This is a genomic window from Campylobacter concisus (genome assembly GCF_902460705.1).
Classification (GTDB): domain Bacteria; phylum Campylobacterota; class Campylobacteria; order Campylobacterales; family Campylobacteraceae; genus Campylobacter_A; species Campylobacter_A concisus_Z.
On sequence record NZ_CABPUP010000001.1, the window covers coordinates 751,300 to 775,602 of the forward strand.

The window sequence follows — 24,303 nt, forward strand, 5'->3', positions numbered from 1 at the left end:
TAAGATAAATTAATATAAAAAGTATGTAAATAATTACCAATACGTTATTCTGAAGAAATTTATAAGTGAAATAGTCGGACTTTATATCACTAGAGAAATTTTGTACTTTATGATAATAGAGAAGGACCTTAAATCTCTTCTTTGATTTTTTTATAAAGCTCTAAAATCTCATCTTTTTTAATGATAAAGCTATTTTTATTTGCTATTAGATAAGCTGAGCTTTGCATGATATCACCGGCGATCTTTAGTCCGTTTTGTTTCATGGTTGAGCCGGTCTCTACTACATCAACTATTGCATCGCTTAACCCAACCAATGGTGCAAGTTCGATCGAGCCATAAAGCTTGATGATCTTTACAGCTACAGCTTGTTTTGTAAAATAATTTCTTGTTATATTTGGCATTTTTGTGGCTATTTTTAGCTCTGGCTGGTTTAGATCTAATTCAGAGTCATTTTTTATACCGATGCAAACTTTGCATCGTCCGATTTTTAAATCCAGTAGTCTTACAACATTTGGCTTGTGCTCTTCAAGCACGTCAAGCCCCACTACACCGATATCAGCTGCACCTTCAGTGACGTAAGTTGGGATATCTTGGTTACGAACCATTAAAAATCTAAAATTTCCTTCTTCAAGGATTAATTTTCTGTCTTCAAATAAAAAACTTGAACCAAAAATTTTTCTAAAAATTTCCAGCGTTGCTTCGGCTATTCTTCCCTTTGGTAGTGCTACTGTTATCATATTATCATATCTTTCTTTTCAGTTATTAGCTTTTGCATGGCACGAAAAACTAGCATCTTGTCGCAAATAGCATTTTTAAAAAATTTTGACAAAAAGTCGCCATCTCCACCAGTAAAATATACTTTTTTATCACCGGCTAGTTTATCTAGTAGAGTTATTATCGGTTTAATAATGCCATAACTCACAGCATCGGCTGTTTTTTGTGGTAGGGCATCTATGTCAATTTGTGAATTTATAGTTATATCAAGTCGCGGCGAGATGCTTTTGTAGGCATTTAGCATACTTGAAATGCCTGGCAAGATATATCCTCCAAGATGGATAGAATTTGCCATAATGTCAACTGTTATGGCACTTCCAGCATCAACGATTACGCCATTATTTATAGAGTAACATGCTGCGATTCTATCTACACCTAGACCTTGATATATCGTATCAATAGTAAAAAACGGTTCTAAATTTACAAATATTTTATTACCTTTTAAAATATTTAAAATTTCATCATTTACGGATATAAAATATACTTTTTTCTCTGGTTTATAGCTTTTAAACTCAGAAATTTTCATACGTGAGATTTTGCCATCTTCTAAAAATGTAGCGTTAGTATTGCCTATATTACACAAAATCATAACATCGCCAATTATTATCTTGTAGCTCTTTTAAGGCTTTAGAACAAATGCCAGAGCTGTAAAATATAGTTTTTTTTCTTAGATTTGTTTGGAATTTCATCTCTATTTTTTTAGAAATTTCTTCAAGCTCCAAAGCCTCTTTGCGTAGCAATCTACTTTTTGCTGTTCTTAAAAAGACAAGATTGTAAAAGCTCTTATTGTCCACTCCCCAAAAGATATCAAGCGTCTTTTTTGTGCTAAATTCACTTGTGTTAAGTTCTTTGATATCTTTTAAAAGGATTTTTTTGGCTTCAAAAAGCTCCCAAATTTTTTGGTTCATTGCCCTAAATTAACAAGCTCATTATCATAATAAAAGGCACCATTGCCCATAAAGCTTTTATCTTTTATCTCATCGCTAAACTCATAAATTTCAGCTCCACTGAGGTCTAAATTTGTCTTTATAACGTAGCCTGTTTTTTCGATTATGTAGAGCTTATTATTGATAATAGTAGCTGCTGAGAAGATGGCAAATTTGAAATTAACTTTATTTTGCTCTTTTAGCATAAGATTTGTTCTTACGATCGTACCATCTTTTTTAAAGATATAAATTTCATCGTTATGAACTAATACATCTTTGATCTCACCGTCATAATAAACTGTTTGGTTTGGATTTATGACGATAAGTTTTTTCGCTGTTGCTGCTATTAGGTTATCACCCTCAACGCCTAAAAATATGATGTTATTAAAGAAATTTTCAGAGCTTACGACCACGTCACGTAAAATTCTACCAGTCTCTTTTTGTACTATATAAATTTTGCCATCTAATGCCGGATAGACAATAAGTGAGCTCATAAAAAATGGCGCTACGACCCTTGAATCAACTGCTGCTATATTAGACGAGCTATATTCCATTATTGTTGTTGCGGTATTTATGTCTATTAGATAGATGTGGTTTGCCGCACTAATAGCTGCTAATAGGTTTTGATCAAGAGAGGCAGCAACGATTGCTGTTGGAAATTTATTGCTATAAACGCTGTGTTCGCTAGGATCTGTCACATTTAGATCGCCATTTATACTAGCTGAGATGATAAAGCCGTTGTTTTCATTTAAGAAATTAAAATTTTCAGCCAACTTGATGTTTGTATTTAGACCGTTTTTGGTGATGATATTGCCGTTGTCAAGAGTGGCACCATTTGCATTTGCTGATTTGATATAAGATGGCATATCTTTTGACAAAGAAATTTTGCCAGAGGTTTGAGCTGGCTCGAAATATTGTCTTTTTGTGCCACATCCACTTAAAACTAAGGCCAAGGCAAAAGCCAAGAAAAGAGTAATTTTTTTCATTATTTTATTCCCTGATAGTGTTTTAAATTTTTAACTAAAGTTTGAAGTTGAGAGTCGAGTGAAATTTTATTAAACTCATCATTTGCTTCTTTGATTTTGTTTTGTTTTAAAAGCTCAAAACCTTTTAAGAGCGTGCTATATTCGCTTAAAATTTGAGTGTTTGCATTATCATTTTGTGAAAGAATAATATCTTTTACTATAGGATTTACTTTTAAATTTGCAAGCTCACTAATGCCATCTGTCTCATTTTTATCAAGCTTTTGCTGAAGCGAAAAAAGCGCATATAAATTTGGTTCTTTTTCTTTTAAAATGCTTAAGGCATTTGCATCGTTTGGATTTAAAATGAGCTTTGAGTAAGCCAAATTTGCATCTTCAATTCTATTATCATTTATTATTTTGTTCGAATAGAATCCAATAATTGCAATGACAGCAACAATAATGGCAATTATCATAAATTTTTTATACTTTCTAAAGAAACGCTCACCTTTGATCATGCTTTCTAAAAACTGTTCTTGAGCACCAATCTCTTGTTTTATCTGTGTTAGATCTTCTTTTATAGCCAACGCTTTTCCTTTATTTTTAAAAAATTTTAATTCGCAGATTTTAACATAATTAAATTAAAACTATCCCAAAATTAAAGCTTGAATGTGATATAATGGCTCAAAATTAATTAATAAGGTTACTTATATAATGCAAATAGATGATACTCTTTTAAATAAATTAGAAAAACTCTCTGCCTTACAAATCAGTGATGAAAAAAGAGAAGAAGTAAAAAAACAACTAAGTGAGATTGTATCTTTTGTTGATATTTTAAATGAACTTGATCTAAGCAGCGATGAAGCTGTAGTTAGCTCTATAAAAGGTGGTACACCTTTAAGAGAAGATGAGCCAAGGCCAAGTGATGTGATTGATACGATCTTGAAATACGCTCCTTCACGTGAAGGGCATTTTTTTGCTGTACCAAAAATAATAGAATAATGGTAAAGATATGGATCTAATCGAACAGCTTCAGGCAAAGAATTTAAGTGTAAAAATACCAGAAGATAATAACCTTAATAATCTTGCTGGCGATATAAAAACACTTTTAAAAACTGTTGTGAGTGATAAGGCAAGCGATCTTCATCTTGTTTCAAGATCTGAGCCTCAAATAAGAGTAGATGGTGCTTTAAAGCCTATTGATTTTGGCGTGCTAAGAGGCAAGGATATAGAGAATTTATGTTTTGCTTTGATTACTGATGAACAAAAAAGTGAGCTTGAGAACAATAAAGAACTTGACTTTGCGATCGAGCTTCCAGATATTGGTCGCTTTCGTGGCAACTATTACTATACCATGAATGGCGATTTAGCTGCTGCTTTTCGTATAATCCCAATCAATATCCCATCTCTTGATGAGTTAAACGCCCCACAAATTTTTAAGCATATTATTAAGCGTGAAAAAGGTCTTATTTTGGTTACTGGACCGACAGGAAGTGGTAAATCAACAACACTTGCAGCTATGCTTAATGAGATAAATTTAAATTATAGAAAGCATATTATTACAATTGAGGATCCAGTCGAGTTTGTGCATAACAATAAAAAAGCTCTATTTTCTCATAGAAATATCGGCACTGACGCAACTTCTTATTCAAGGGCTCTAAAATCTGCGGTTCGTGAAGACCCAGATATCATACTTGTGGGCGAGATGAGAGATAGAGAGACGATTTCAACGGCTATTACGGCGGCTGAGACTGGACACTTAGTCTTTGGTACGCTTCACACAAATTCAGCCATTCAAACTATAAATAGGATCGTTGATAGTTTTGATGGAAGTGAGCAATTACAAGTAAGAAATATGCTTAGTGTTTCGCTAACTGCTGTCGTTTCACAAAGTCTGATCCCAAAGATAGGCGGTGGAAGGTGCGCTGTGCATGAAATTTTAATAAACAATATGGCTATCTCAAACTTGATACGTGAAAACAAAATACATCAAATTTACTCTCAGATGCAGCTAAATCAACAACAAACTGGCATGAGTACGCAAACTCAGGCTTTGATGAAAGTACTAAAAGAGGGTAAGATTACAAAAGAAAATGCACTAGCTTATTCAACTAGTCAGCAAGAACTTCAAAATTTAATAGGAACTATATAATGGATTTAGTAACGTGGTTTGATATTATTATTATCGCTCTTGTCTTGATGCTTGGCATAAAAGGCATATTAAATGGACTTATCAAAGAAGCTTTCGGACTTATCGGACTTATCGGCGGCTTAATTATAGCTAGCAGGTTTTCAGATCTATCTGGTGAGTTTATAACTAAAAATATATATAAATTTGAAAATCCTTCATTTTTACAGTTTGTCGCATTTATCTCTCTTTGGTTGGTTTTTTGGATAGTTTGCTTGCTAGTTGGTAAATTTTTATCAAAAATAGTTTCAGTAAGCGGACTTGGTTTTTTGGATAGACTTGGTGGATTTGTTATGGGAAGTGGAAAAATTTTCTTAACATTTTCGGCAGTAGTTGCTGTAATATCTGGTACTTCGCTAAATAATATAATTGCACCTTATTTCGCGAATAGTAAAGTCTATCCGGTTTTGATAGAAACTGGCAAATGGATAACAAATCTTGATGTGAAAAATATCAAAAGTGAGTTAGATGAGATAGTAGCAAGACCAATGGATACAAATAAAACTGACGCATTTATCTCAACGGATGCAAATGCTAGTGTAAATACTGACTCTAATATCACAAAAGGGGAATAAGATGATAGAAAATTTAGAATATGATGCGTTGCTTGAGAAATTCAAAAGAGTGCTTCGCGACAATGGTTTAAAATACACGAAACAGCGTGAAATTTTACTAAAAACGCTATACAACAATGGTGAACACTTTACTCCAGAAAAACTTTATCTTTTTATAAAAGAAACGCACCCTGAGCTAAATATTGGTATCGCAACTGTTTATAGAACACTAAATCTACTTGAAGAATCAGAGATGGTGACATCAATCAGCTTTGGTTCACAAGGCAAAAAATTTGAGCTTGCCACAAAGCCACATCACGACCATATGATATGCAGAAAGTGCGGCCTTATCATAGAATTTGAAGATCCAATGATAGAAAAAAGACAAATCAGTATCGCAAAAGATCATGGCTTTAAACTAACTGGTCACATGATGCAGCTTTATGGAATTTGTGAAAAATGCTCAAAAAATAATATAAAGGGAAAGTAAGGTGATATTTGACAACCAACATGAGATTCAACGACTACAAAGCATAGACGAACTAAGAAATTTAGGCATTAATCCATATCCGCATTTTCTTAGAAGAGATATGAATATCTCTAAATTTAGACTAAAATTTAACTACATTAATGATACGGAAGAGAAAAAGGCCGAAGGTCAGCTAGTAGGTCTTGCGGGTAGAATAAAACTCATTCGTGATGCTGGAAAAGCGGTTTTTGCAAATATCGAAGATGAAGATGGAAATTTACAAATTTACTTTAGCAATAAAACGCTTGATCCAGAGTGGTTTAAAATCGTTAAAAAATACGTAGAGATAGGCGATATCGTCTATGTTAGAGGTTATGCATTTATAACAAAAACTGGCGAATTTTCTATGCATGTAAGCGAGCTTAGCCTTGCTTCAAAGTCGATAAGCCCACTTCCTGAGAAGTATCATGGTCTAGTTGATGTTGAGACAAGATATCGCCAAAGATATCTTGATATGATAATGAACCCTGAAGTTAGAGCTGATTTTAAAAGACGCTCAGTGATTATTAGTACGATTAGAAGATTTTTTGAAGAAAAAGGCTTTTTAGAAGTTGAAACACCGATGCTACACCCAATAGCAGGTGGTGCAAATGCTAAGCCATTTATCACTTTTCACAATGCCCTTGGAGTTGAGAGATATCTAAGGATCGCGCCTGAATTATACCTCAAACGCCTTATAGTAGGTGGCTTCGAAGCTGTTTATGAGATGAATAGAAATTTTAGAAACGAAGGTATGGATCTTACTCATAATCCTGAGTTTACAAGTATAGAGTTTTACTGGGCATACCATAACTATCACGATTTAATGGGCATTACAGAGGATCTTTTTAATGTCATTTTAGACAAGCTAGATATGGAAAAAGTTGTAAATTTTGACGGCATGGAGATTGATTTTAGTAAGCCATTTAAGCGAATAAGCTACAAAAAAGCTCTCGTTGAGATCGGTGGACTAGATGAGAATATCATAAACGACAAAGATAAAATTTTAGCAAAACTAAGAGCTGATGGCCTTGAAGCAAATGAGAAGCTTGATCTTGGTCACTTGCAGGCTGAGCTATTTGATAACTATGTAGAGAGCAAGCTTATACACCCAACATTTGTTATTGATTATCCGATTTCGATCAGCCCACTTTCAAGAAGAAGTGATGCAAATCCTGATGTGGCTGAGAGGTTTGAGCTATTTATCGCTGGTCGTGAGCTAGCAAATGGCTTTAACGAGCTAAACGATCCAATCGATCAATACAACCGCTTTAAAGCGCAAATCGATGCTAAAAACGCAGGCGATGACGAGGCACATGAGATGGACGAGGACTATGTAAAAGCCCTAGGATACGGCATGCCACCAGTTGCAGGTGAGGGTATAGGCATCGATAGGCTCGTGATGCTTTTAACGGATAAAAAATCAATTCGCGACGTTGTACTCTTCCCAGCGATGAGGCCACTTAAAAATGAGATAAAGGAGAATGAAAAATGAGTTTGCAAAGCTACGATAAGGACATTTACGATCTAGTAAATTTAGAGCTAAAACGCCAATGTGATCACCTTGAGATGATCGCTAGCGAAAATTTTACATATCCAGAAGTTATGGAAGTAATGGGCTCAATCCTAACAAACAAATACGCTGAAGGCTATCCTGGCAAGAGATATTATGGTGGCTGCGAATTTGTCGATGAGATCGAGCAAATAGCGATCAATAGATGTAAAGAGCTTTTCGGATGTGAATTTGCAAACGTTCAACCAAACTCAGGCTCTCAGGCGAACCAAGGTGTTTATGGCGCTTTGCTTAATCCAGGTGATAAAATTTTAGGCATGGATCTAAGCCATGGTGGACACTTAACGCACGGTGCAAAGGTAAGCAGTTCTGGCAAGATGTATGAGAGCTTTTTCTATGGCGTCGAGCTTGACGGTCGCATAAACTACGATAGAGTAATGGATATTGCAAAGATAGTAAAACCAAAAATGATCGTTTGTGGCGCAAGCGCATATACAAGAGAGATTGAGTTTAAAAAATTTCGTGAGATAGCTGACGCTGTTGGGGCGATACTTTTTGCAGACGTTGCTCACATTGCTGGTCTAGTCGTAGCTGGTGAGCATCAAAATCCTTTTCCATACTGCGATGTCGTAAGCTCAACTACGCATAAAACCCTAAGAGGCCCAAGAGGCGGTATCATTATGACAAATAACGAAGAGTATGCTAAGAAGATAAATGCTTCTATTTTTCCAGGTATCCAGGGTGGACCACTAGTTCATGTCATCGCAGCAAAGGCAGTTGGCTTTAAGCACAACCTTAGCCCTGAGTGGAAAATTTATGCTAAACAAGTAAAAGCAAACGCTAAAAAATTAGGCGAAGTACTAATAAAAAGAGGCTTTGATCTAGTAAGTGGTGGCACTGATAACCACCTAATTTTAATGAGCTTTCTAAATAGAGATTTTAGCGGTAAAGACGCTGATATCGCTCTTGGAAATGCTGGAATAACGGTAAATAAAAATACGGTTCCAGGCGAGACAAGAAGCCCATTTATCACAAGTGGTATACGTGTTGGTAGTCCTGCGCTTACGGCTCGTGGCATGAAAGAGGCTGAGTTTGAACTAATAGCAAACAAAATAGCTGACGTATTAAGCGATATAAACAATACATCTTTGCAAGAGAAGACAAAAGCTGAGCTAGTTGAACTTGCTCATAAATTTATAATCTATGATAAAGCGACATTTTGATGCAAACTATTGATACGGCACTTATAAAGATTATTACAACTCACTACTATATTAAGCGTGATACGATCGTTAATAAAATAGAATACAGAGGCAAAATTTTCTTTGATAAATTTGAAAAGATCAACGAGCCACTAACTTATAGTGTCATGAAAGAGCATGAAGAGGGCAAGGCTGTTATCGCGCACTCTTTAATAAATGCATACGATAAAGTTGAAAATATAGTCTTTGACTATAACGGCAGAACCCCAGATAGATTTTGGCATAAAGCACAGCTTCTTCTAAGAGAAGAGGGATTTATAAATTTTACAGCCTACGAGAGTAAGACACCAGGCCATCTACATCTTTATGTGCATAAAGGCCACACTACGCTAAATGAGGCTTGCCAGCTAGCAAATATGCTCAACGCAAAGCTTTCACAGAAGCTGCCTAAAGAGTGGAGGATGTTTCCAAATATCGATATGCCAAAAGAATTTAACATACTAACTTTACCTTATAAACTCTATCAAAAAGAGCGTGGGGCAAGTTGGTCAAAATATATGTAATTAAGGATAAAAAGTGGAAAACGATGAGTTAAAAGATATTCTTTTAGAAAGAGATGATGACGCAAGAGGATTGAAACTAAAAAAACTTCTGATATTTATAGCAGCTCTTATTATACTTTTTTTGATTATTGTAGTGGCTATGAAGCTAGTAAATTCAAGCGATCCTTCACAAGCTCAAAATGAAGCTGATTCAAGACTAGTGCTTCCTCCAGTACCAGCTGAGCAGCCAGTAGATAGACAAGCTCCGATAGCTGATACAAATTCAGACAATAAAAAAGGCGATACACAGCTCTTTGAGCAAGTACCGATCGTGCCTGAAAATAAGCAACAAGACGAATTTGAAGATATGATCAAAAAGCTAAAGGATAAAGAAAACAATAAGCCTATTTCTAAAACTGAAGAGTCAAAAGAGATAGTTAAGCCTATTGAAAAGCCAGCTGAAATACCAGCTAAAAAAGCTGAGGCAAAGGTAGATGCTCCAGTTAAAAAAGTCGAAAAAGTAGCAGCTACTGATAAAAAGAGTGAGGCAAAACCAGCTAAGACTGAAAATAAAGTAGATAAAAAGATTGAAAAAAAGGCTGAAACCAAAATAGATAAAGCAGACAAAAAAGCTGAGGTAGCTAAAAGTGAACCTGCCACAAAAGGCTCTTATGTTCAAGTATTTGTGACTAGTAAATTTAATCCAAATGCTGAATATATGAAAAAGATCGCTGCTAAGGGATATAGCTACAAAACTATAAAAGTTGGTGAACTGACTAAAATTTTAGTTGGTCCATTTGATGAAAAAACACTTCAAAAAGCAGTAGGTGATATTAGAAAAGATATCAATAAAGACGCTTTTATCTTTAGAGCAAAATGAAAACATTCGCAGTCTTTGGAGATCCAATAGCTCACTCGGTATCTCCGAGGCTGCACAATAAAGCCATTGCAGACCTGGGCTTAAAAGCACTTTATACAAGAGTCCTGCTAAAAGATGGCAGCGAATTAATCAATAAATTTAAATCCTTAAAATTAAACGGTGCAAACGTAACACTTCCACATAAAGAGTGGGCTTTAAATTTAGCCGATGAAGCTTCGGATATAGCACGCAAAATAGGCTCTGCAAATACGCTTGTGCTTAAAAATGACAAAATTTATGCATACAATACAGATGCGCCTGGGTTTCTAAAGGCAATAAAAAATTTTAAAGGTGTAAAAAAAGCTATTGTTCTTGGAGCTGGCGGTACTGCAAATGCCATAACTTATGCATTAAAAGAACAAGGTGTTGATGTTTGCATACTAAATAGAAGCAAAGATAGACTTGAGAAATTTAAAGATGAGTACAAATGTTTTAGCTGGGATAACTATGAAGAGCAAAAATTTGATCTAGTCATTAACTCGACCTCTGCTGGTTTAAAGGATGATTTTTTGCCAGCACCTAAAGAAATTTTAAAAAGCATTTTTAAGGATGCTAAATTCGCATTTGATGTGATTTATGGCAAGCAAACACCATTTTTAGAAATGGCCAAGCAAAGCAGCCTTGGTGTAAAAGATGGCGCCGATATGCTTTTATATCAAGCGGTCTTAGCACTAAATTTATTTTTTAACAATACACTCGATGAGTCAAAGATCGAGCGCTCAATGAGAGAAATTTTCTATCTAGAATAGCCACCAGTATTTATTTTTATAAAAATTTATAGCTTATAGAAACATTTTGATTAAAATTTTTATTGAAAGTAACTGGAGCAAATATAAAAAGCAGGGAAGGTCCCTGCTAAATTTTACTATTCGTTTGTTTTGATATAAGCGTAGTCTGAAATTTTAGTCCATTCTCTTGCTTTTTTAAGGAAAGCTCTTTGCGACTCAACGATCTCTTTAAATAATGGATCTTTAGCACTTTCTTCATCAAGTAGTTCATTTGTAGCTTTTTTAAGAGCTGCGATTACTTCTGGTGGGAAAGATTTTACTTGGATGTCTGGATACTCGCTCTTCATTTTATCCCAGTACTCTACATTTGAATAAAATACTTTTGTATTGGCATCTCTTGCCACCTCTGCAGCAGCTGCTTCAAAGATCGCTTTTAGGTCATCTGGAAGTTTTTCGTATGATTTTTTATTAAAGAAAAACTGAGTTTCACCGTTTGGCTCTTGCCAGCCTGTGTAGTAGTATTTTGCCACTTTGTGAAAGCCAAGCGCCATATCATAAGCTGGGCTAACCCATTCGACTGAGTCAATCGTTCCCATCTCAAGGGCCATGTAAAGCTCACCAGTTGGGATAGTATTGATGTTAGCGCCAAGTTTAGCGTAAATTTCACCACCAAAGCCCGGAATTCTTATCTTTAAACCTTTGATATCATCTAATGATTTTATCTCTTTTTTAAACCAGCCACCCATTTGCATGCCGGTATTTCCAGCTCTAAAAATTTTGATATTGTATGGATCGTAAACTTTTGCCTCAAGCTCCTTACCGCCACCAAATTCATACCAAGCTGTTTGCTCGTCAGTATTCATCATAAATGGAGTTGCTGTAAAAAATATAGTTTTAGCATCTTTGCCTTTATAATAATAGCTACTTGTGTAGGTAATGTCGTATTGACCGCTTTTAGCAAAATCAAGCATCGCAAAAGGCGATTTATGCTTTGATGGATAATCAATCCTTAGCTCAAGTCTGCCATTACTCATCTTTTCAACTTTATCCTTTAGCTCTTTTGGCACATCACCAAGCACTGGCATAGTACTCTCCCATGAGCTAGCAAGCTTTAGCTTATAAACTTTATCATCTCCCATAGCAACGCAAGCAACAGCTGCTAGACCAAGAGACGCTAATAAAAATTTATTCATATCTTCTCCTTTGAAATTTTGCCTATTATACAAAAAATTACATTATTAAAATGTGTTATAATCGCAAAAATCAAATTTATGGGGCATAAAATGATAAAAAAGACGAAAATCGTAGCTACTTTGGGGCCAGCGAGTGATAATGAAGAGACTATGGAGGCGATGGTTAGGGCAGGTGTTAATGTCTTTCGTTTAAATTTTAGCCATGGGACACACGAATACCATAAATCAAACATTGACAAGATAAGAAATATCGAAAAAAAGCTAAATAAAAGAATAGGAATTTTACAAGATATCTGCGGCCCAAAGATCAGAGTTGGCAAGCTTAGTGAGCCATTTTATCTGCAAGCTGGCGACGAACTAAGCATTTACGCAGAGGATATCGTTGGTGAAAAAGTTGAGAAGGGATTTTATAAAGTAAGCCTAAACCAGCCTCAAATTTTGCCTATGCTAAAGGTTGGCGAGTATGTCTATCTCTATGATGGCTCTATAAGAGCAAAGGTTGTTAGCGAAGGTAAAGAAGTAGTAAAAACTATCATTGAAAATGATGGAATTTTAAACTCAAACAAAGGCGTAAATTTTCCAAATACAGCTCTTGGCATCGAGATCATCACGCCAAAAGATAAAGAAGATATGAAATTTGGCGCAAAACATGGCGTAAATTTTGTTGCCATTAGCTTCGTGCAAGATGCAAATGACGTAATAAAGGCAAAAAATATCTTAAAAGAATTTGGCTCAAGAGCTGCTGTTTTATCTAAGATCGAGAAATTTGATGCGGTTGAAAATATAGACGACATCATCGCAAAGAGTGATGGTATCATGGTAGCTCGTGGCGATCTTGGTATAGAGGTGCCATTTTATAAGGTTCCAACTATCCAAAAACTCATCATCAAAAAAGCAAATGCAGCAAGCAAGCCAGTCATCACAGCAACTCAGATGATGCTAAGCATGGCAGAGCATGAAACTGCCACAAGAGCGGAGATCAGTGACGTGGCAAATGCTGTACTAGACGGTACTGATGCTGTGATGCTAAGTGAAGAGAGTGCGATCGGTAAAAACCCAGTCGCAGTAGTAGAGGCGATGAGTCAGACGATCATCCAAACTCAAAGCATCTATCCATATAATAAATTTGATGAGTTTGATTTTTTTGATGAGACCGATATGGTGGCAAGTAGTGCCGCATCTCTTGCTGTTCGCATAAAAGCAGATGCACTAATCTCGATCACTGGCTCAGGAAAATCGGCTATAAAATTAGCTAGAAATCGCACAAATATCGACATCATCGCAGTAGCTCACGATGAGCAAACAGCACACATGCTTACTCTTGCTTGGGGTGTTACACCAGCGCTTGTACTAGAAAAAACAAAGCTTAGCTCACTTTTAGCAAATGTCATGAAAAAGGCGTATGAAGAGGGATATGTCGAACACGACAAGACCTATCTTGTCACTGCCGGTCACCCTACGGGCGTTGAGGGTAGCACGAACCTTATACGTATCATCAGACGCGATCAGCTTGATTATTATTTGGAGCTTGCAACTGAGTAAATTTATACTCTCTTGCAAATTTTAAAATTTTGCTTGCTTGTAAAGAATTGACTGCTAAAATTTGCCTGACACTTGCTCGATAGCAAAACGCATGCACCTTGAACTTGTCAGGATAGAGGGATTATTAAGGGAGAATGGAGTTCTTTTGCTTTGCTAGCTCGCAACTGCAATCAGACCGTAATTTAAGCTCCCTTCTCTCTTAATAAAAGAACAAAAAATATATGCTGTTTTATTTCTGTAAATTTTAAAATCTTATCTCACTCGCATTAGCAGGCTACTAAATTTGGAGCCAAAATTCTCCGTTCATGAAATTTTAAAATTTGTGTGAAATTTACTTGTAAAAATTAGGATATATAAAATTTATTTTGAAAGAATTTGTGACGTCAAATTTAACATCACAAATTTAAATTTATTTTTTCTTTTTCTTCTTTGGCTCATCGCCTTTAAACCAGCTTTTTATCTTATCAAAGACGCTTTCATCGGTATTTGATTTACCTGATTCTATGCCAAAGCTAGCTTGAAGTTTATTTAAAAGCTCTTTTTGCTCATCGCTTAGTTTTTCAGGCGTTTGAATAGAAATTTGTGCTACGAGCCTACCTTTTTTGCGCGAATTTACGCTTTTGATACCTTCATTTTCAAAGATAAATTGCTGCTTATCCTTCGCTCCAACAGGTAGTTTTAGCTCAGTTTCTCCTCGAAGCGTTGGAATTTTTATACTTTCACCAAGTATAGCTTGCGTGAAAAAGACAGGAATTTCTAAATAAACATCGTCGTTGTGGCGAATAAAATGCTTATCTTCTTTGACGTTTATGCTTACATAAAGATCGCCTTGAACGCCGTTTGTACCGATATTGCCTTTGCCAGCTACTCTCATTCTCATGCCGCTATCAACGCCCTCAGGGATAGTAATCTTTACAGTTTGTTGCTGGATTTTATAAGCTTTTGCGTTACAATCGGGGCATGGTTCGCTTATTACTTCACCGCTTCCGTGGCAATATGGGCACTCTTGGACGATATTCATAAAGCCATTTCCGCGTGTTATCCTGCCACTTCCGCCACAGTGCTGGCAAGTCTTGCTCTTGCCATCTTGACTGCCGGTTGCATTGCATGTTGGGCAAGGCACTTTTTGATCAAATTTTATCTCTTTTTCGCAACCAAAAATAGCTTCGTTAAACTCCAAATCTATAGGAATTTCAAGATCGGCTGAGTATTTTTCTGAGTATCTTTTTCTCTGCCTAGAACTACTCGCAAAACCGCCACCAAAAAATGAGTCAAAAATATCTGAAAGATCAAAATCGGCACTAAATCCACCACCGCTACCAAATCGACCCTCAAGGCCTTCTTTGCCATATCTGTCGTAAATAGAGCGTTTTTGCTCGTCGCTTAAAACTTGATAAGCCTCATTTATCTGTTTAAATTTTAGTTCAGCCTCTTTGTCGCCAGAATTTCTATCTGGGTGATATTTTAAAGCAAGCCTTCTAAAGGCTTTTTTGATCTCATCTCCGCTTGCATTTCTTGAAATTTCAAGGATTTCGTAATAGTCAAATTCCACATTTTTCCTTGTTAATTAAGCTTATTTTAAATATGGGATTTTACCCAAAAAAGTTTAAATTTAAAAAAGAATTTACATTTTTGCCGTATAATCTCTACTATTTTTAATAAAAAGGATAATTCATGGTTAATGTTTTAATGATAGAAGACGATCCAGAATTTGCACAAATTTTATCTGAATATCTTGATAGTTTTAATATAAAAGTTACGAATTTTGAAGATCCATATTTAGGACTTAGCGCTGGGATAAAAAACTATGATTTGCTAATACTTGATCTTACTTTACCAGGTATTGATGGGCTTGAGGTTTGTAAAGAAATTCGCCAAAAATATGACATCCCTATCATCATAAGCTCAGCTAGAAGCGATATTAGTGACAAGGTTGTTGGACTTCAGCTTGGTGCTGATGATTATTTGCCAAAACCATACGATCCAAAAGAGATGTATGCTCGTATCACAAGTCTTATAAGAAGATATAAAAAGACAAATGAAGTACAAGAAGAGGTCGTTGATAGCGCATTTAGGATTGATGATAAGCGTCACGAAATTTACTTTAACAATGAGCCGTTGGCACTTACTCCAGCTGAGTATGAAATTTTAACCTATCTCATTAAGCAGCACAGCTTTTCGGTATCACGCGAACAGCTAGTTTATAACTGCAAAAGCCTAAAAGATAAAGATTCAAAGAGCTTAGATGTTATTATCGGACGCCTTAGATCAAAAATCGGTGATAGCTCAAAAGCCCCAAAACATATATTTTCAGTAAGAGGCATAGGATATAAGCTTATCGGATGAAATATTCCATAACTACGAAGATAACTATTATCTTTGCCATAGCTTTCTCGCTGATGTGCTTGCTCTTTGTAACTTTTGCAAACATTCAGCAAGAGAGCGCTTTAGAAAAGCTAAAGGATAGACAAATAAGTGCGATGAACTACCTTGTCGCACTCTATGAACGCGGAAATCCTCCAAGAGATTTAGAGCATTATTTTAAAAATTTTTACTTAGAGTATGTTGGAAATAAAAATTTAGCCACTTCAATAGCTACAAACGGGACTGTTGTTTTTACACAGCACACGCCTCTTGGAGTGGTACAATCGGTTAATTACAAAGGCGATTTGTATCTACTTATTAAAAATCCATCTTTTCAACTACTTCTTGAAAGTAACGACGCAAGACACGTAAATGATCCGCTTTGGGTTGCTTTTTTGATAGTTTCAGCCCTTCTCATCTCACTTTATGTTTCTGTTCTTAGAAGTCTTTCGCCGCTTAGAAGGCTTAGTAAAGATATCAGAAAATTTGCCAGTGGAAATATGGAAATGGCGATGACGGCTAGGCTAAATGAAAATGAGCAAGATGAGATCGGACAGGTCGCGGTTGAGTTTGATAATGCTGTTTGCAAGATCAGAGAGCTCATTCGCTCAAGGCAGCTATTTTTACGTGCGATCATGCATGAGCTAAAGACTCCTATTGGCAAGGGCAGGATCGTCTCTGAGATGGTCGCAAATGAGACCCAAAAGATGAGGCTTATCAATGTGTTTGAGCGCCTTGAGATGCTGATAAATGAATTTAGCAAGGTCGAACAGCTCCTTTCTAAAAGCTACGCACTAAACTATCAAGAGTGTCATTTTTCACTTATATTGGAGCAAGTGCAAGATATGCTCATGCTTGATAAATTTGAAGAGCGAGTGAGCTGCAATATCAAAGACGACGTCATTTTAAGAGTGGATTTTCAGCTTTTTAGTTTGGCAATTAAAAATTTGATAGACAATGCCCTAAAATACGCAGAGGACAAAAAGGCCATCTTGATCTGCGATAGCGAATTTATAGCGGTTAAAAATTTAGGCAAAAAGCTAAATCATCCGATTGACTACTACAAACAAGCCTTTGTGCGTGGCGACAAAGTGAGTGCGGGAAGTGGTATGGGGCTTGGACTTTATATCATCGAGCAAATTTGTCAGATGCAAAAATTTGAGCTAGTTTATGACTATGAAGACGGCTATCACGTCTTTAAAATTTTACTTAAAGCAAAGGCAAAACGCGCATGAAAAGAGGCTTAGAAAAATTTAACGAGCTAACCGAGTCTTTTGCAAAGCTCCCTGGTGTTGGTAAGAAATCAGCCGCAAGGTTTGCCTATTTTGTCTGCATGCAAGATAGCTTTGCAGGGCTAAGACTCGCTCAAAATATCGAAGATGCGGTGAGGTTTATCAAACGTTGTGAGCGTTGTGGTGGGCTAAGCGAAAATGAAATTTGTGACATTTGTAGCGACGAGAGTAGAGACAGTGAGGTCATTTTGTTAGTTGAAAGTCCAAAAGATATCCTAGTCTTTGAGCAAAATGGCATCTATAATGGCCTTTACTTCGTGCTTGACGAGATCGACGAGGATGCCATAGAGAGGCTGCGAAGTGCGATCAAACAAAATGGCTCAAAAGAGGTCGTTTTTGCTTTTACACCGGGGTTAAATTCTGACGCACTTATGCTTTACGTCGAGGATAAGCTAGGGATGAGTGAAATTTCATTTAGCAAGATCGCCCAGGGCGTGCCAACTGGTGTAAATTTAGAAAATGTCGACATGCTTTCACTTTTAAAAGCCTACGAAAGCCGTACAAAAGCCTAATTAAACTTTCTTTTAGTTATAATTTTGCCTAAATTTATAGAAATTTAGGCAAGGCTCAACCGCTGCTAAATTTAAAGGATATAGGTTGATTTTACTCATAGATAATTATGATAGTTTTGTTTTTAATGTTGAGCAATATGTAAAAGAGCTTACAGATGAAGAGGTTAGATGTGTTAGAAATGACAAGATCGCGCTTGATGAGATCAAAAAACTAAACCCAAGCAAGATCATTTTAAGCCCAGGGCCAAAGCACCCAAAAGATAGCGGAGTTTGTTTAGAAATTCTAAAAGCCGACCTTGGTGTGCCGGTGCTTGGAATTTGTCTTGGACATCAGGCTATCGGTCTAAGCTATGGTGCAAAGATAAAAAGACTAGATGACCCACTTCATGGCAAAACATCTTTTATTGATGTAAAAAATAAAGAGCCACTTTTTGATGGGTTGCCTGAGCGCTTTGAGGTTATGCGCTACCACTCACTCTATGTCGATGAGCTCCCAGAGTGTCTAAGTGCTGATGCTATAAGCGATGATGGCGTCGTAATGGCACTTAGCGTAAAAGATAAGCCGATCTTTGGCATCCAGTTTCACCCTGAGAGTTACTTCACGCAATACGGCAAAAAGATCGTTGAAAATTTTGTAAATTACAAAGCAAAAGATGAGGTTAAAGAGCCAAAAATTCGCTCACTTAAGCCATATCTTATCAAGCTTCAAGAGAGCATACCGCTTGATGATAGCGACTTTGAGCAAATTTGCGAGATAATAGCCAGTAAAGAGTACGAGATCGTGCAGCTTTCAGCCCTTTTGGTGCTCATTAGCGAAAAGAGCTTATACCCAAAAAGCCTTGCAGCGCTTGCAAAAAATATCCTAAAATACTCGCAAACCTACCGCGACGATACGCCTATGATCGATCTTTGCGGCACAGGAGGCGATGGCTTTAAGACAATAAATATCTCAACAACTGTGGCATTTATCCTTGCAAGTCTTGGTATAAAGGTAGCAAAACACGGTAACAAGGCCGTCTCAAGTAAGTCAGGCAGCTCTGATGTGCTTGAAATTTTAGGTGTAAAAAGTGAAAAATCACTGGCGAAACAGCGTGAAAATTTAGCAAATAAAAATTTAGCCTTTTTTCACGCGCCATTTTTCCACCCACTAGTTGGTGAGGTAAGAGAAGTGCGCCAAAGACTTGGCATAAGGACCGTTTTTAACGTGCTTGGACCGCTTTTAAATCCAAATTTAAACCTTACAAACCAGCTAGTTGGCGTCTATCATAAGCCTGTCTTAAAACTCTACGCTCAGACACTTAAAATCCTTGGTAGAAAGCATGCTTTGGTCGTTCGAGGTGATGACGGATTAGACGAGATCACGCTTTGCAGTGAAACAAGCGTTGTTGAGCTAAAAAATGGAGAAATTTTTGAGTACAGCATCACGCCAGAGCAGTTTGGCTTTAAAAGAGCACTTCACAGCGACATCGAGGGCGGCACACCAGAAGAAAATGCCAAAACCTTGATCCGCACGCTAAAGGGCGAGGAGCAGGGGGCGAAATTTGACATCGTGGTCTTTAACGCGATGTTTGCACTCTACGCAGCTGATGGAGCAAAGAGCCCAGACGAGGCCAAAAAAATGGTGCTTGAGGCGATAAATTCTGGCAGGGCGTATAAATTTTATGAAGAGTTTATAAAGGCGCAAGCGTAATGGCGCTAGTTAAAATTTGTGGTATCAAAACACTAGATGAAGCAAGCGCGGTTTGCGAGCTTGGAGTCCATTACATAGGGCTAATATTTGCCAAAAGCAAAAGAATAGTCGAGCTAAATTTAGCTAGGCAGATAGCCAAATTTGCTCACAGTAAGGGTAAAAAAGTAGTTGGCGTTTTTGCTGATCAAAGTAATTGTGAGATAATGGAAATTTGCCAGTTTGTAGGGCTTGACGTGGCTCAGGTGCATGGGGTGGTGAGCGAAAATTTGCATGCAAATTTAAAAGATATGGGACAAGAAATTTGGCAGGTTTTTAGCGTGAAAGATAGCTTGCCAGAGGTTGATTTTAAGCATTTTGACATGGCGCTTTTTGATTGCAAGGGCGAAAATGCCGGCGGAAATGGCACTAGCTTTGAGTGGGAAATTTTAAAAGAGGTCAAATTTAAATTTGGCATGGCTGGGGGCATAGGCGAGCACAACATAAAAGAGGCGCTCAAATTTAAGCCATATCTAGTCGATATTAACTCAAAAGTCGAGGACGAAAACGGCATAAAAGATGCGCAAAAGATAGAGAGAATTTTGGAGGCTTTAAATATCAATGTATGATTTTAGATTAGAAAAAACATTTCAAGATGAAATTTTTGCAAATTACGATATTCAAAAGGATATTTGTAAAAGTTTGGACATTGATTTTTCAAATGTTAAATTTGTACGCGAGGATAAATATATAAATGGCATAACTGCTGATTTTACTATATTTGAGAATAATAGCGTGCGTGCAATCATGGAGTGTAAGGGTGGTGAAATAAATGTAACTGACTATGTTCGTGGTATTGGACAAATTTTTCAATATGAATATTTTGCAAAAAATAAGCTTACAAATAAAAATTATAATTTTTGTGAATTTGAAAAATTTTATAGTATTTATATTTTTCCAGATAGTGTTCTTAGGCTAAATGAATTTAATATAGGACTTTTTAAGTATCCTGATACTAAAAAAATTATAGAAATTAATTCTAAAAATTTGGCTGTTAGACTTGTTAGCGAGAATGAACTTAAAAAACTTGGTAACAGCAAGCAGGAAAATTTAAAGATCATTTCACAATATTATGTAAGGGATAATCGTATTTTTGAATTGTATTTTCTGCTTAAAGTTTTGTTGATATATAAAATTAAAGCAAAGAAAGTTGATAGACAAGACTTAGAGCTGCAAATCTTAAGAAAAACAAATACTATAAATAATCAAAATTGGAGGAATGCTTTTATATCACTTGCTTCACTAGGTTTTATTGATAGCAAAAATTATCCGAATGAAATGGGTGCAAAATTTGCGAATCTAGATTTTGCAAATTTTGCCTATATGATGTTTGATTCATATTTATCTCCTTATTATGAAGTTTTGTTTGATGTATTAAAAAAAGAACCTAATTTAAGTAATCAAAAAATTGCAGAAAAAATTAGAGAAAATCAAAATATTAAAACAGATATTTTATTTCTAACACAGTCAGATGGTAGGTATATTTCAAGTTGGCTAAGTATAGCACGTGATGATTTTGCTATATTGGATTTTGCTCCACGCAGTAATGAGAGAAAAATTTTATTTGATCCCTTTGTTTCAAATAGAGATGCATTCATAAAACAAATTCTTCAAAAATCTAAATTTAATGAGTATAAGAATGTATTTGAAAAGGCGATAAATGAGCTTTAATATATGTGAATTTTTTGTTGGTGCAGGAGGTAGTCATCTAGGCTTTTTAAAAAATGGATTTGAAACACTTTATGTTAATGATTTTGATAAAGATGCCATACATACACTAACATACAATAATAAAAAATTATTAAAGAGTACTATTGTGGATTGTAGTGACTTTACAAAAATTAATCCACAAGAGCTAAAAAAGCGCATTAATAAAGACATAGATGTTTGCTTTGGGGGAATTGTTTGCAAAGGTTTCTCGCTTGCTGGTGAGCGCAGTCCAAATGATCCACGAAATCATTTTTATGATTATTACTTAAAAATCATTGATGTTTTACGCCCAAAAATTAGCATAATAGAGAATGTGAAAGGTATGTTAAATGCTAAAATATTACCACTTGATACACCAAAAGAAATTTTAGATGAAGTTGACGAGTTATGGCAGGAAATGGAAAATTATAAAGGTAAAAAAGCAGACTTAAGAAAGAAAAATGCAATTAGTAACGAATTTGAAAAATATGGCAAGGATCTAAGAAATAAAAAGCAAAAGATTTTAAACCATATCTCTAAATTTCAGATTTCAGTTATTGATGATATCATAAAGATATATACAAAAATAGGTTATAAGGTTCAGTTTAAGGTTTTAAATTCTGCATGGTATGGTAGCTCAACAAAGCGTGAAAGACTCATAATTATAGCTGTAAGAAGCGATTTAAATGGTAAGTTTAAATTTCCTATTCCAACACACAATAGTAACGAAATAAATACCAAAATGGATTTCAGTAAAGATGAGTTGAAGAATGCAAAATTTAAAAAAGCAATTTGTATTAAAGAAGCACTTGCTAGTATAGATTATAACAATAAAGATGACCGTGATAATATCCCAATGAAACATAGTCAAAAAACAGTAGAAAGATTTAAATTTATAAAGGCAGGTGGAAATATTGTAGATCATATTGATAGTTTGCCAGATGAGCTAAAAATTTCTAAATTTTATTCACGCGGAAACACAATGAGGCTAGATTTTAATACGCTTGCCCCAACGCTCGTGCCTGGGCATAGTAATTTTCCTATTCATCCAGAAGAACATAGAAGTATTACGGTAAGAGAAGCGGCAGTTATTACTGGGTTTCCGCTTGATTATAAATTTTTTGGTTCTCATACTAGGCGTTGTGAACAAGTTGGAAATGCTGTTCCACCGCCACTTTCGTATGCAATAGCAAAAGCAACAAAAGAATTTTTACAAGGAAATCAATAATGAATACTAAAGCATATTTTGGAAAATTTGGCGGGCAGTTCGTGCCTGAGACGGTGATGTTTGCCCTTGATGAGCTAGAAAATGCTTATGGGAGCATCGCAAAGATAAAAGAGTTTAAAGATGAGCTTGATGATCTGCTTAAAAACTACGTTGGCAGGCCTAGTCCGCTCTTTTTTGCAAAGCGCCTAAGCGAGCACTACGGACATGAAATTTACCTAAAAAGAGAGGATCTAAACCACACGGGCGCACATAAGATAAATAACGCCCTAGCTCAAGCACTGCTTGCTAAAAAAATGGGTAAGAAGAAAATTTTAGCTGAAACCGGAGCTGGTCAGCATGGCGTGGCGACAGCGACTGCGGCGGCACTTTTGGGCTTGGAGTGTGACGTATATATGGGTGCTACAGACGTTGCTAGGCAGCAACTAAATGCCTTTCGCATGCAGCTTCTTGGCGCAAAAGTGGTGAGCGTAGAAGACGGCCTAAAAACGCTAAAAGAGGCGACTACGGCGGCTATTCAGGCGTGGGTAAATGAGATAGAGAGTGCGTTTTACGTCATCGGCTCAGCCGTCGGCCCGCACCCGTATCCAAAGATCGTGCGTGACTTCCAAAGCATCATCGGCACAGAGGCCAAAGCTCAGCTTGCAGAGTATGGCAAAAAGGCTGACTACGTCATAGCCTGCGTTGGCGGCGGCAGTAATGCTATTGGTATTTTTAGTGCGTTTTTGGACGATGAGAGCGTAAATTTAGTAGGTATAGAAGCTGGCGGTCTTGGCATAGAGACGCCTTATCACGCAGCTACGCTTAGCAAAGGCAAAACCGGCATCATCCACGGCATGAAAACGACTGTGTTGCAAGATGAATACGGTATGATCTCGCCAGTTCACAGCATCTCAGCAGGCCTAGACTACCCAGGCATCGGCCCAGAGCACGCCCACCTAAACGACATCAAAAGGGTGAGATACGAGGCCGTGACCGACGATGAGTGCATAAATGCCTTGTATTTTCTAAGCAAGATGGAGGGCATCATCCCAGCCATCGAAAGCGCACACGCACTGGCGTATCTAGAAAAGCTTTGCCCAAAACTTGATAAAAAAAGCGTCATCGTCGTAAACGTCTCAGGCAGGGGCGATAAGGACATAAACACAGTTATCGGCTATGAAAAAGGAAAAATTTATGGATAAGATCAAAAGCGCATTTAACGGCAAAAAAGCAAATATCGGCTACATCGTGGCTGGATATCCAAGCCTAGAAAAAACGAAGGAATTTTTAGAAAATTTAGATGAGAGCACACTTGATCTAGTCGAGATCGGCATCCCTTACTCTGATCCACTGGCTGACGGCAAACTCATCGCGCAAGCTAGCTTTGAGACGGTGCAAAATGGCGTAAATACCGACGTTGTCTTTGATATGCTTGAGAGTTGCAAGGCAAAAGTGACAAAACCACTTGTTTTTCTGGTTTATTACAACATTATCTTTGCTTACGGCGTTGATAAATTTCTCAAAAGATCAGTTGAAGCTGGAGTGAGCGGCTTTATCGTGCCGGATCTGCCTTGCGAGGAGTGCGAGGAATTTGCTCTAAAGTGCAAGGAGCTAAATTTAAGCCTGATACCACTTATCAGCGTCACCTCTGGGGGCAGGGCGGATGGAATTTTAAAATTTGGCTCAGGATTTATCTACGCTCTTGGCGCAATCGGCGTTAGTGGTTCAAAAAGGGCTGATGAAGATAGGATAAAAAATTTAGTTCTAGAGCTTAAGAAAAAGAGCGATCTACCAGTAGCTGTGGGCTTTGGTATCAAAAACAAAGATGATGTTAATGAGGTAAAAAAATATGCTGATGGAGCAATCATAGGTACGCAAATAGTTAAGCTTTGTGCCGAATTTAGCGGTGAAAAGCTAGTAAAAGAGATAGATAAACTCTTTTAAAATGCTTAATAAATTTAT

The 24,303-nt window shown here is 36.6% G+C and carries 26 protein-coding genes; 19 read left to right on the top strand and 7 right to left on the bottom strand.

From position 1 onward, the window contains the following. Positions 1-128 precede the first annotated feature (128 nt). From hisG to F3G75_RS03655, 5 genes are read right to left on the bottom strand one after another with little or no spacing between them, the layout of a single operon-like run. On the bottom strand, positions 129-737 hold the full coding sequence (gene hisG / locus F3G75_RS03635) for an ATP phosphoribosyltransferase (RefSeq protein WP_149716582.1): 609 nt from the start codon (positions 735-737) through the stop codon (positions 129-131). After that, positions 734-1,363, bottom strand: a complete 630-nt coding sequence (locus tag F3G75_RS03640; protein WP_149716583.1) for a type III pantothenate kinase — start codon at positions 1,361-1,363, stop codon at positions 734-736. The genes hisG and F3G75_RS03640 overlap by 4 nt, the downstream gene beginning before the upstream one ends. Continuing rightward, positions 1,350-1,682 (bottom strand): hypothetical protein, encoded by a 333-nt coding sequence (locus tag F3G75_RS03645; protein ID WP_107696015.1) that lies wholly within the window; start codon positions 1,680-1,682, stop codon positions 1,350-1,352. Before F3G75_RS03645 ends, F3G75_RS03640 begins: the two co-directional genes overlap by 14 nt. Then, positions 1,679-2,686 (bottom strand): L-seryl-tRNA selenium transferase, encoded by a 1,008-nt coding sequence (locus tag F3G75_RS03650; RefSeq protein ID WP_149716584.1) that lies wholly within the window; start codon positions 2,684-2,686, stop codon positions 1,679-1,681. Before F3G75_RS03650 ends, F3G75_RS03645 begins: the two co-directional genes overlap by 4 nt. Then, positions 2,686-3,249 carry a hypothetical protein gene (locus F3G75_RS03655; protein WP_149716585.1) on the bottom strand — a complete coding sequence of 188 codons (564 nt, stop codon included), beginning with the start codon at positions 3,247-3,249 and terminating at the stop codon, positions 2,686-2,688. Before F3G75_RS03655 ends, F3G75_RS03650 begins: the two co-directional genes overlap by 1 nt. A gap of 127 nt (positions 3,250-3,376) precedes the next feature. Here F3G75_RS03655 and gatC point away from each other — a divergent pair, with 127 nt between their 5' ends. From gatC to F3G75_RS03700, 9 genes are read left to right on the top strand one after another with little or no spacing between them, the layout of a single operon-like run. Then, positions 3,377-3,664, top strand: coding sequence for an Asp-tRNA(Asn)/Glu-tRNA(Gln) amidotransferase subunit GatC (gene gatC / locus F3G75_RS03660; RefSeq protein ID WP_072594515.1), 288 nt, complete (start codon positions 3,377-3,379; stop codon positions 3,662-3,664). A gap of 10 nt (positions 3,665-3,674) precedes the next feature. Next, the gene (locus F3G75_RS03665; RefSeq protein WP_149716586.1) at positions 3,675-4,814 is read left to right on the top strand and encodes a type IV pilus twitching motility protein PilT; all 1,140 of its coding nucleotides are present in this window, start codon (positions 3,675-3,677) and stop codon (positions 4,812-4,814) included. Further along, positions 4,814-5,425, top strand: a complete 612-nt coding sequence (locus tag F3G75_RS03670; protein ID WP_087580342.1) for a CvpA family protein — start codon at positions 4,814-4,816, stop codon at positions 5,423-5,425. Before F3G75_RS03665 ends, F3G75_RS03670 begins: the two co-directional genes overlap by 1 nt. 1 nt (position 5,426) lies before the next feature. After that, entirely contained in the window at positions 5,427-5,894 is a 468-nt protein-coding gene (locus tag F3G75_RS03675; RefSeq protein ID WP_087577804.1) for a Fur family transcriptional regulator, read from the top strand. Between the two features lie 4 nt (positions 5,895-5,898). After that, complete coding sequence (lysS, locus tag F3G75_RS03680; protein ID WP_223154388.1) at positions 5,899-7,407, top strand: lysine--tRNA ligase; 1,509 nt, start codon at positions 5,899-5,901, stop codon at positions 7,405-7,407. Beyond that, entirely contained in the window at positions 7,404-8,648 is a 1,245-nt protein-coding gene (locus tag F3G75_RS03685) for a serine hydroxymethyltransferase (RefSeq protein WP_149716587.1), read from the top strand. Before lysS ends, F3G75_RS03685 begins: the two co-directional genes overlap by 4 nt. Further along, on the top strand, positions 8,648-9,190 hold the full coding sequence (locus F3G75_RS03690; RefSeq protein ID WP_149716588.1) for a DUF1882 domain-containing protein: 543 nt from the start codon (positions 8,648-8,650) through the stop codon (positions 9,188-9,190). Before F3G75_RS03685 ends, F3G75_RS03690 begins: the two co-directional genes overlap by 1 nt. A gap of 13 nt (positions 9,191-9,203) precedes the next feature. Then, positions 9,204-10,049, top strand: a complete 846-nt coding sequence (locus F3G75_RS03695; protein ID WP_107686777.1) for an SPOR domain-containing protein — start codon at positions 9,204-9,206, stop codon at positions 10,047-10,049. Next, positions 10,046-10,837, top strand: coding sequence for a shikimate dehydrogenase (locus tag F3G75_RS03700; RefSeq protein ID WP_149716589.1), 792 nt, complete (start codon positions 10,046-10,048; stop codon positions 10,835-10,837). The genes F3G75_RS03695 and F3G75_RS03700 overlap by 4 nt, the downstream gene beginning before the upstream one ends. 116 nt (positions 10,838-10,953) lie before the next feature. On the opposite strand, the gene F3G75_RS03705 is transcribed toward F3G75_RS03700, so the two are convergent. Further along, complete coding sequence (locus F3G75_RS03705; protein WP_021091622.1) at positions 10,954-12,009, bottom strand: TRAP transporter substrate-binding protein; 1,056 nt, start codon at positions 12,007-12,009, stop codon at positions 10,954-10,956. Positions 12,010-12,099: 90 nt separating this feature from the next. Between F3G75_RS03705 and pyk the strand changes: the two genes are divergently transcribed. Beyond that, a complete protein-coding gene (gene pyk, locus F3G75_RS03710; protein WP_149716590.1) occupies positions 12,100-13,551 on the top strand; it encodes a pyruvate kinase in 1,452 nt (483 codons plus the stop codon). A gap of 409 nt (positions 13,552-13,960) precedes the next feature. Here pyk and dnaJ read toward each other — a convergent pair whose 3' ends face one another. Continuing rightward, positions 13,961-15,103, bottom strand: a complete 1,143-nt coding sequence (dnaJ, locus tag F3G75_RS03715) for a molecular chaperone DnaJ (protein ID WP_149716591.1) — start codon at positions 15,101-15,103, stop codon at positions 13,961-13,963. Between the two features lie 122 nt (positions 15,104-15,225). On the opposite strand from dnaJ, the gene F3G75_RS03720 reads away from it, so the two are divergent. The 9 genes from F3G75_RS03720 to trpA all read left to right on the top strand — a co-directional run bounded on the left by F3G75_RS03720 (position 15,226) and on the right by trpA (position 24,285). Next, on the top strand, positions 15,226-15,897 hold the full coding sequence (locus tag F3G75_RS03720; RefSeq protein WP_021091583.1) for a response regulator transcription factor: 672 nt from the start codon (positions 15,226-15,228) through the stop codon (positions 15,895-15,897). Further along, complete coding sequence (locus tag F3G75_RS03725; RefSeq protein ID WP_149716592.1) at positions 15,894-17,150, top strand: ArsS family sensor histidine kinase; 1,257 nt, start codon at positions 15,894-15,896, stop codon at positions 17,148-17,150. Before F3G75_RS03720 ends, F3G75_RS03725 begins: the two co-directional genes overlap by 4 nt. Next, on the top strand, positions 17,147-17,719 hold the full coding sequence (recR, locus tag F3G75_RS03730; RefSeq protein ID WP_009294391.1) for a recombination mediator RecR: 573 nt from the start codon (positions 17,147-17,149) through the stop codon (positions 17,717-17,719). Before F3G75_RS03725 ends, recR begins: the two co-directional genes overlap by 4 nt. Before the next feature lie 85 nt (positions 17,720-17,804). Beyond that, entirely contained in the window at positions 17,805-19,409 is a 1,605-nt protein-coding gene (gene trpD / locus F3G75_RS03735) for an anthranilate phosphoribosyltransferase (RefSeq protein WP_149716593.1), read from the top strand. Further along, positions 19,409-20,014 carry a phosphoribosylanthranilate isomerase gene (locus F3G75_RS03740; RefSeq protein ID WP_149716594.1) on the top strand — a complete coding sequence of 202 codons (606 nt, stop codon included), beginning with the start codon at positions 19,409-19,411 and terminating at the stop codon, positions 20,012-20,014. The genes trpD and F3G75_RS03740 overlap by 1 nt, the downstream gene beginning before the upstream one ends. Next, a complete protein-coding gene (locus tag F3G75_RS03745) occupies positions 20,007-21,116 on the top strand; it encodes a hypothetical protein (RefSeq protein ID WP_149716595.1) in 1,110 nt (369 codons plus the stop codon). Before F3G75_RS03740 ends, F3G75_RS03745 begins: the two co-directional genes overlap by 8 nt. After that, positions 21,106-22,362 carry a DNA cytosine methyltransferase gene (locus tag F3G75_RS03750; protein WP_149716596.1) on the top strand — a complete coding sequence of 419 codons (1,257 nt, stop codon included), beginning with the start codon at positions 21,106-21,108 and terminating at the stop codon, positions 22,360-22,362. The genes F3G75_RS03745 and F3G75_RS03750 overlap by 11 nt, the downstream gene beginning before the upstream one ends. Continuing rightward, positions 22,362-23,543 carry a tryptophan synthase subunit beta gene (trpB, locus tag F3G75_RS03755; protein WP_149716597.1) on the top strand — a complete coding sequence of 394 codons (1,182 nt, stop codon included), beginning with the start codon at positions 22,362-22,364 and terminating at the stop codon, positions 23,541-23,543. Before F3G75_RS03750 ends, trpB begins: the two co-directional genes overlap by 1 nt. Further along, positions 23,536-24,285 carry a tryptophan synthase subunit alpha gene (gene trpA, locus F3G75_RS03760; protein WP_149716598.1) on the top strand — a complete coding sequence of 250 codons (750 nt, stop codon included), beginning with the start codon at positions 23,536-23,538 and terminating at the stop codon, positions 24,283-24,285. The genes trpB and trpA overlap by 8 nt, the downstream gene beginning before the upstream one ends. Positions 24,286-24,303 lie beyond the last annotated feature (18 nt).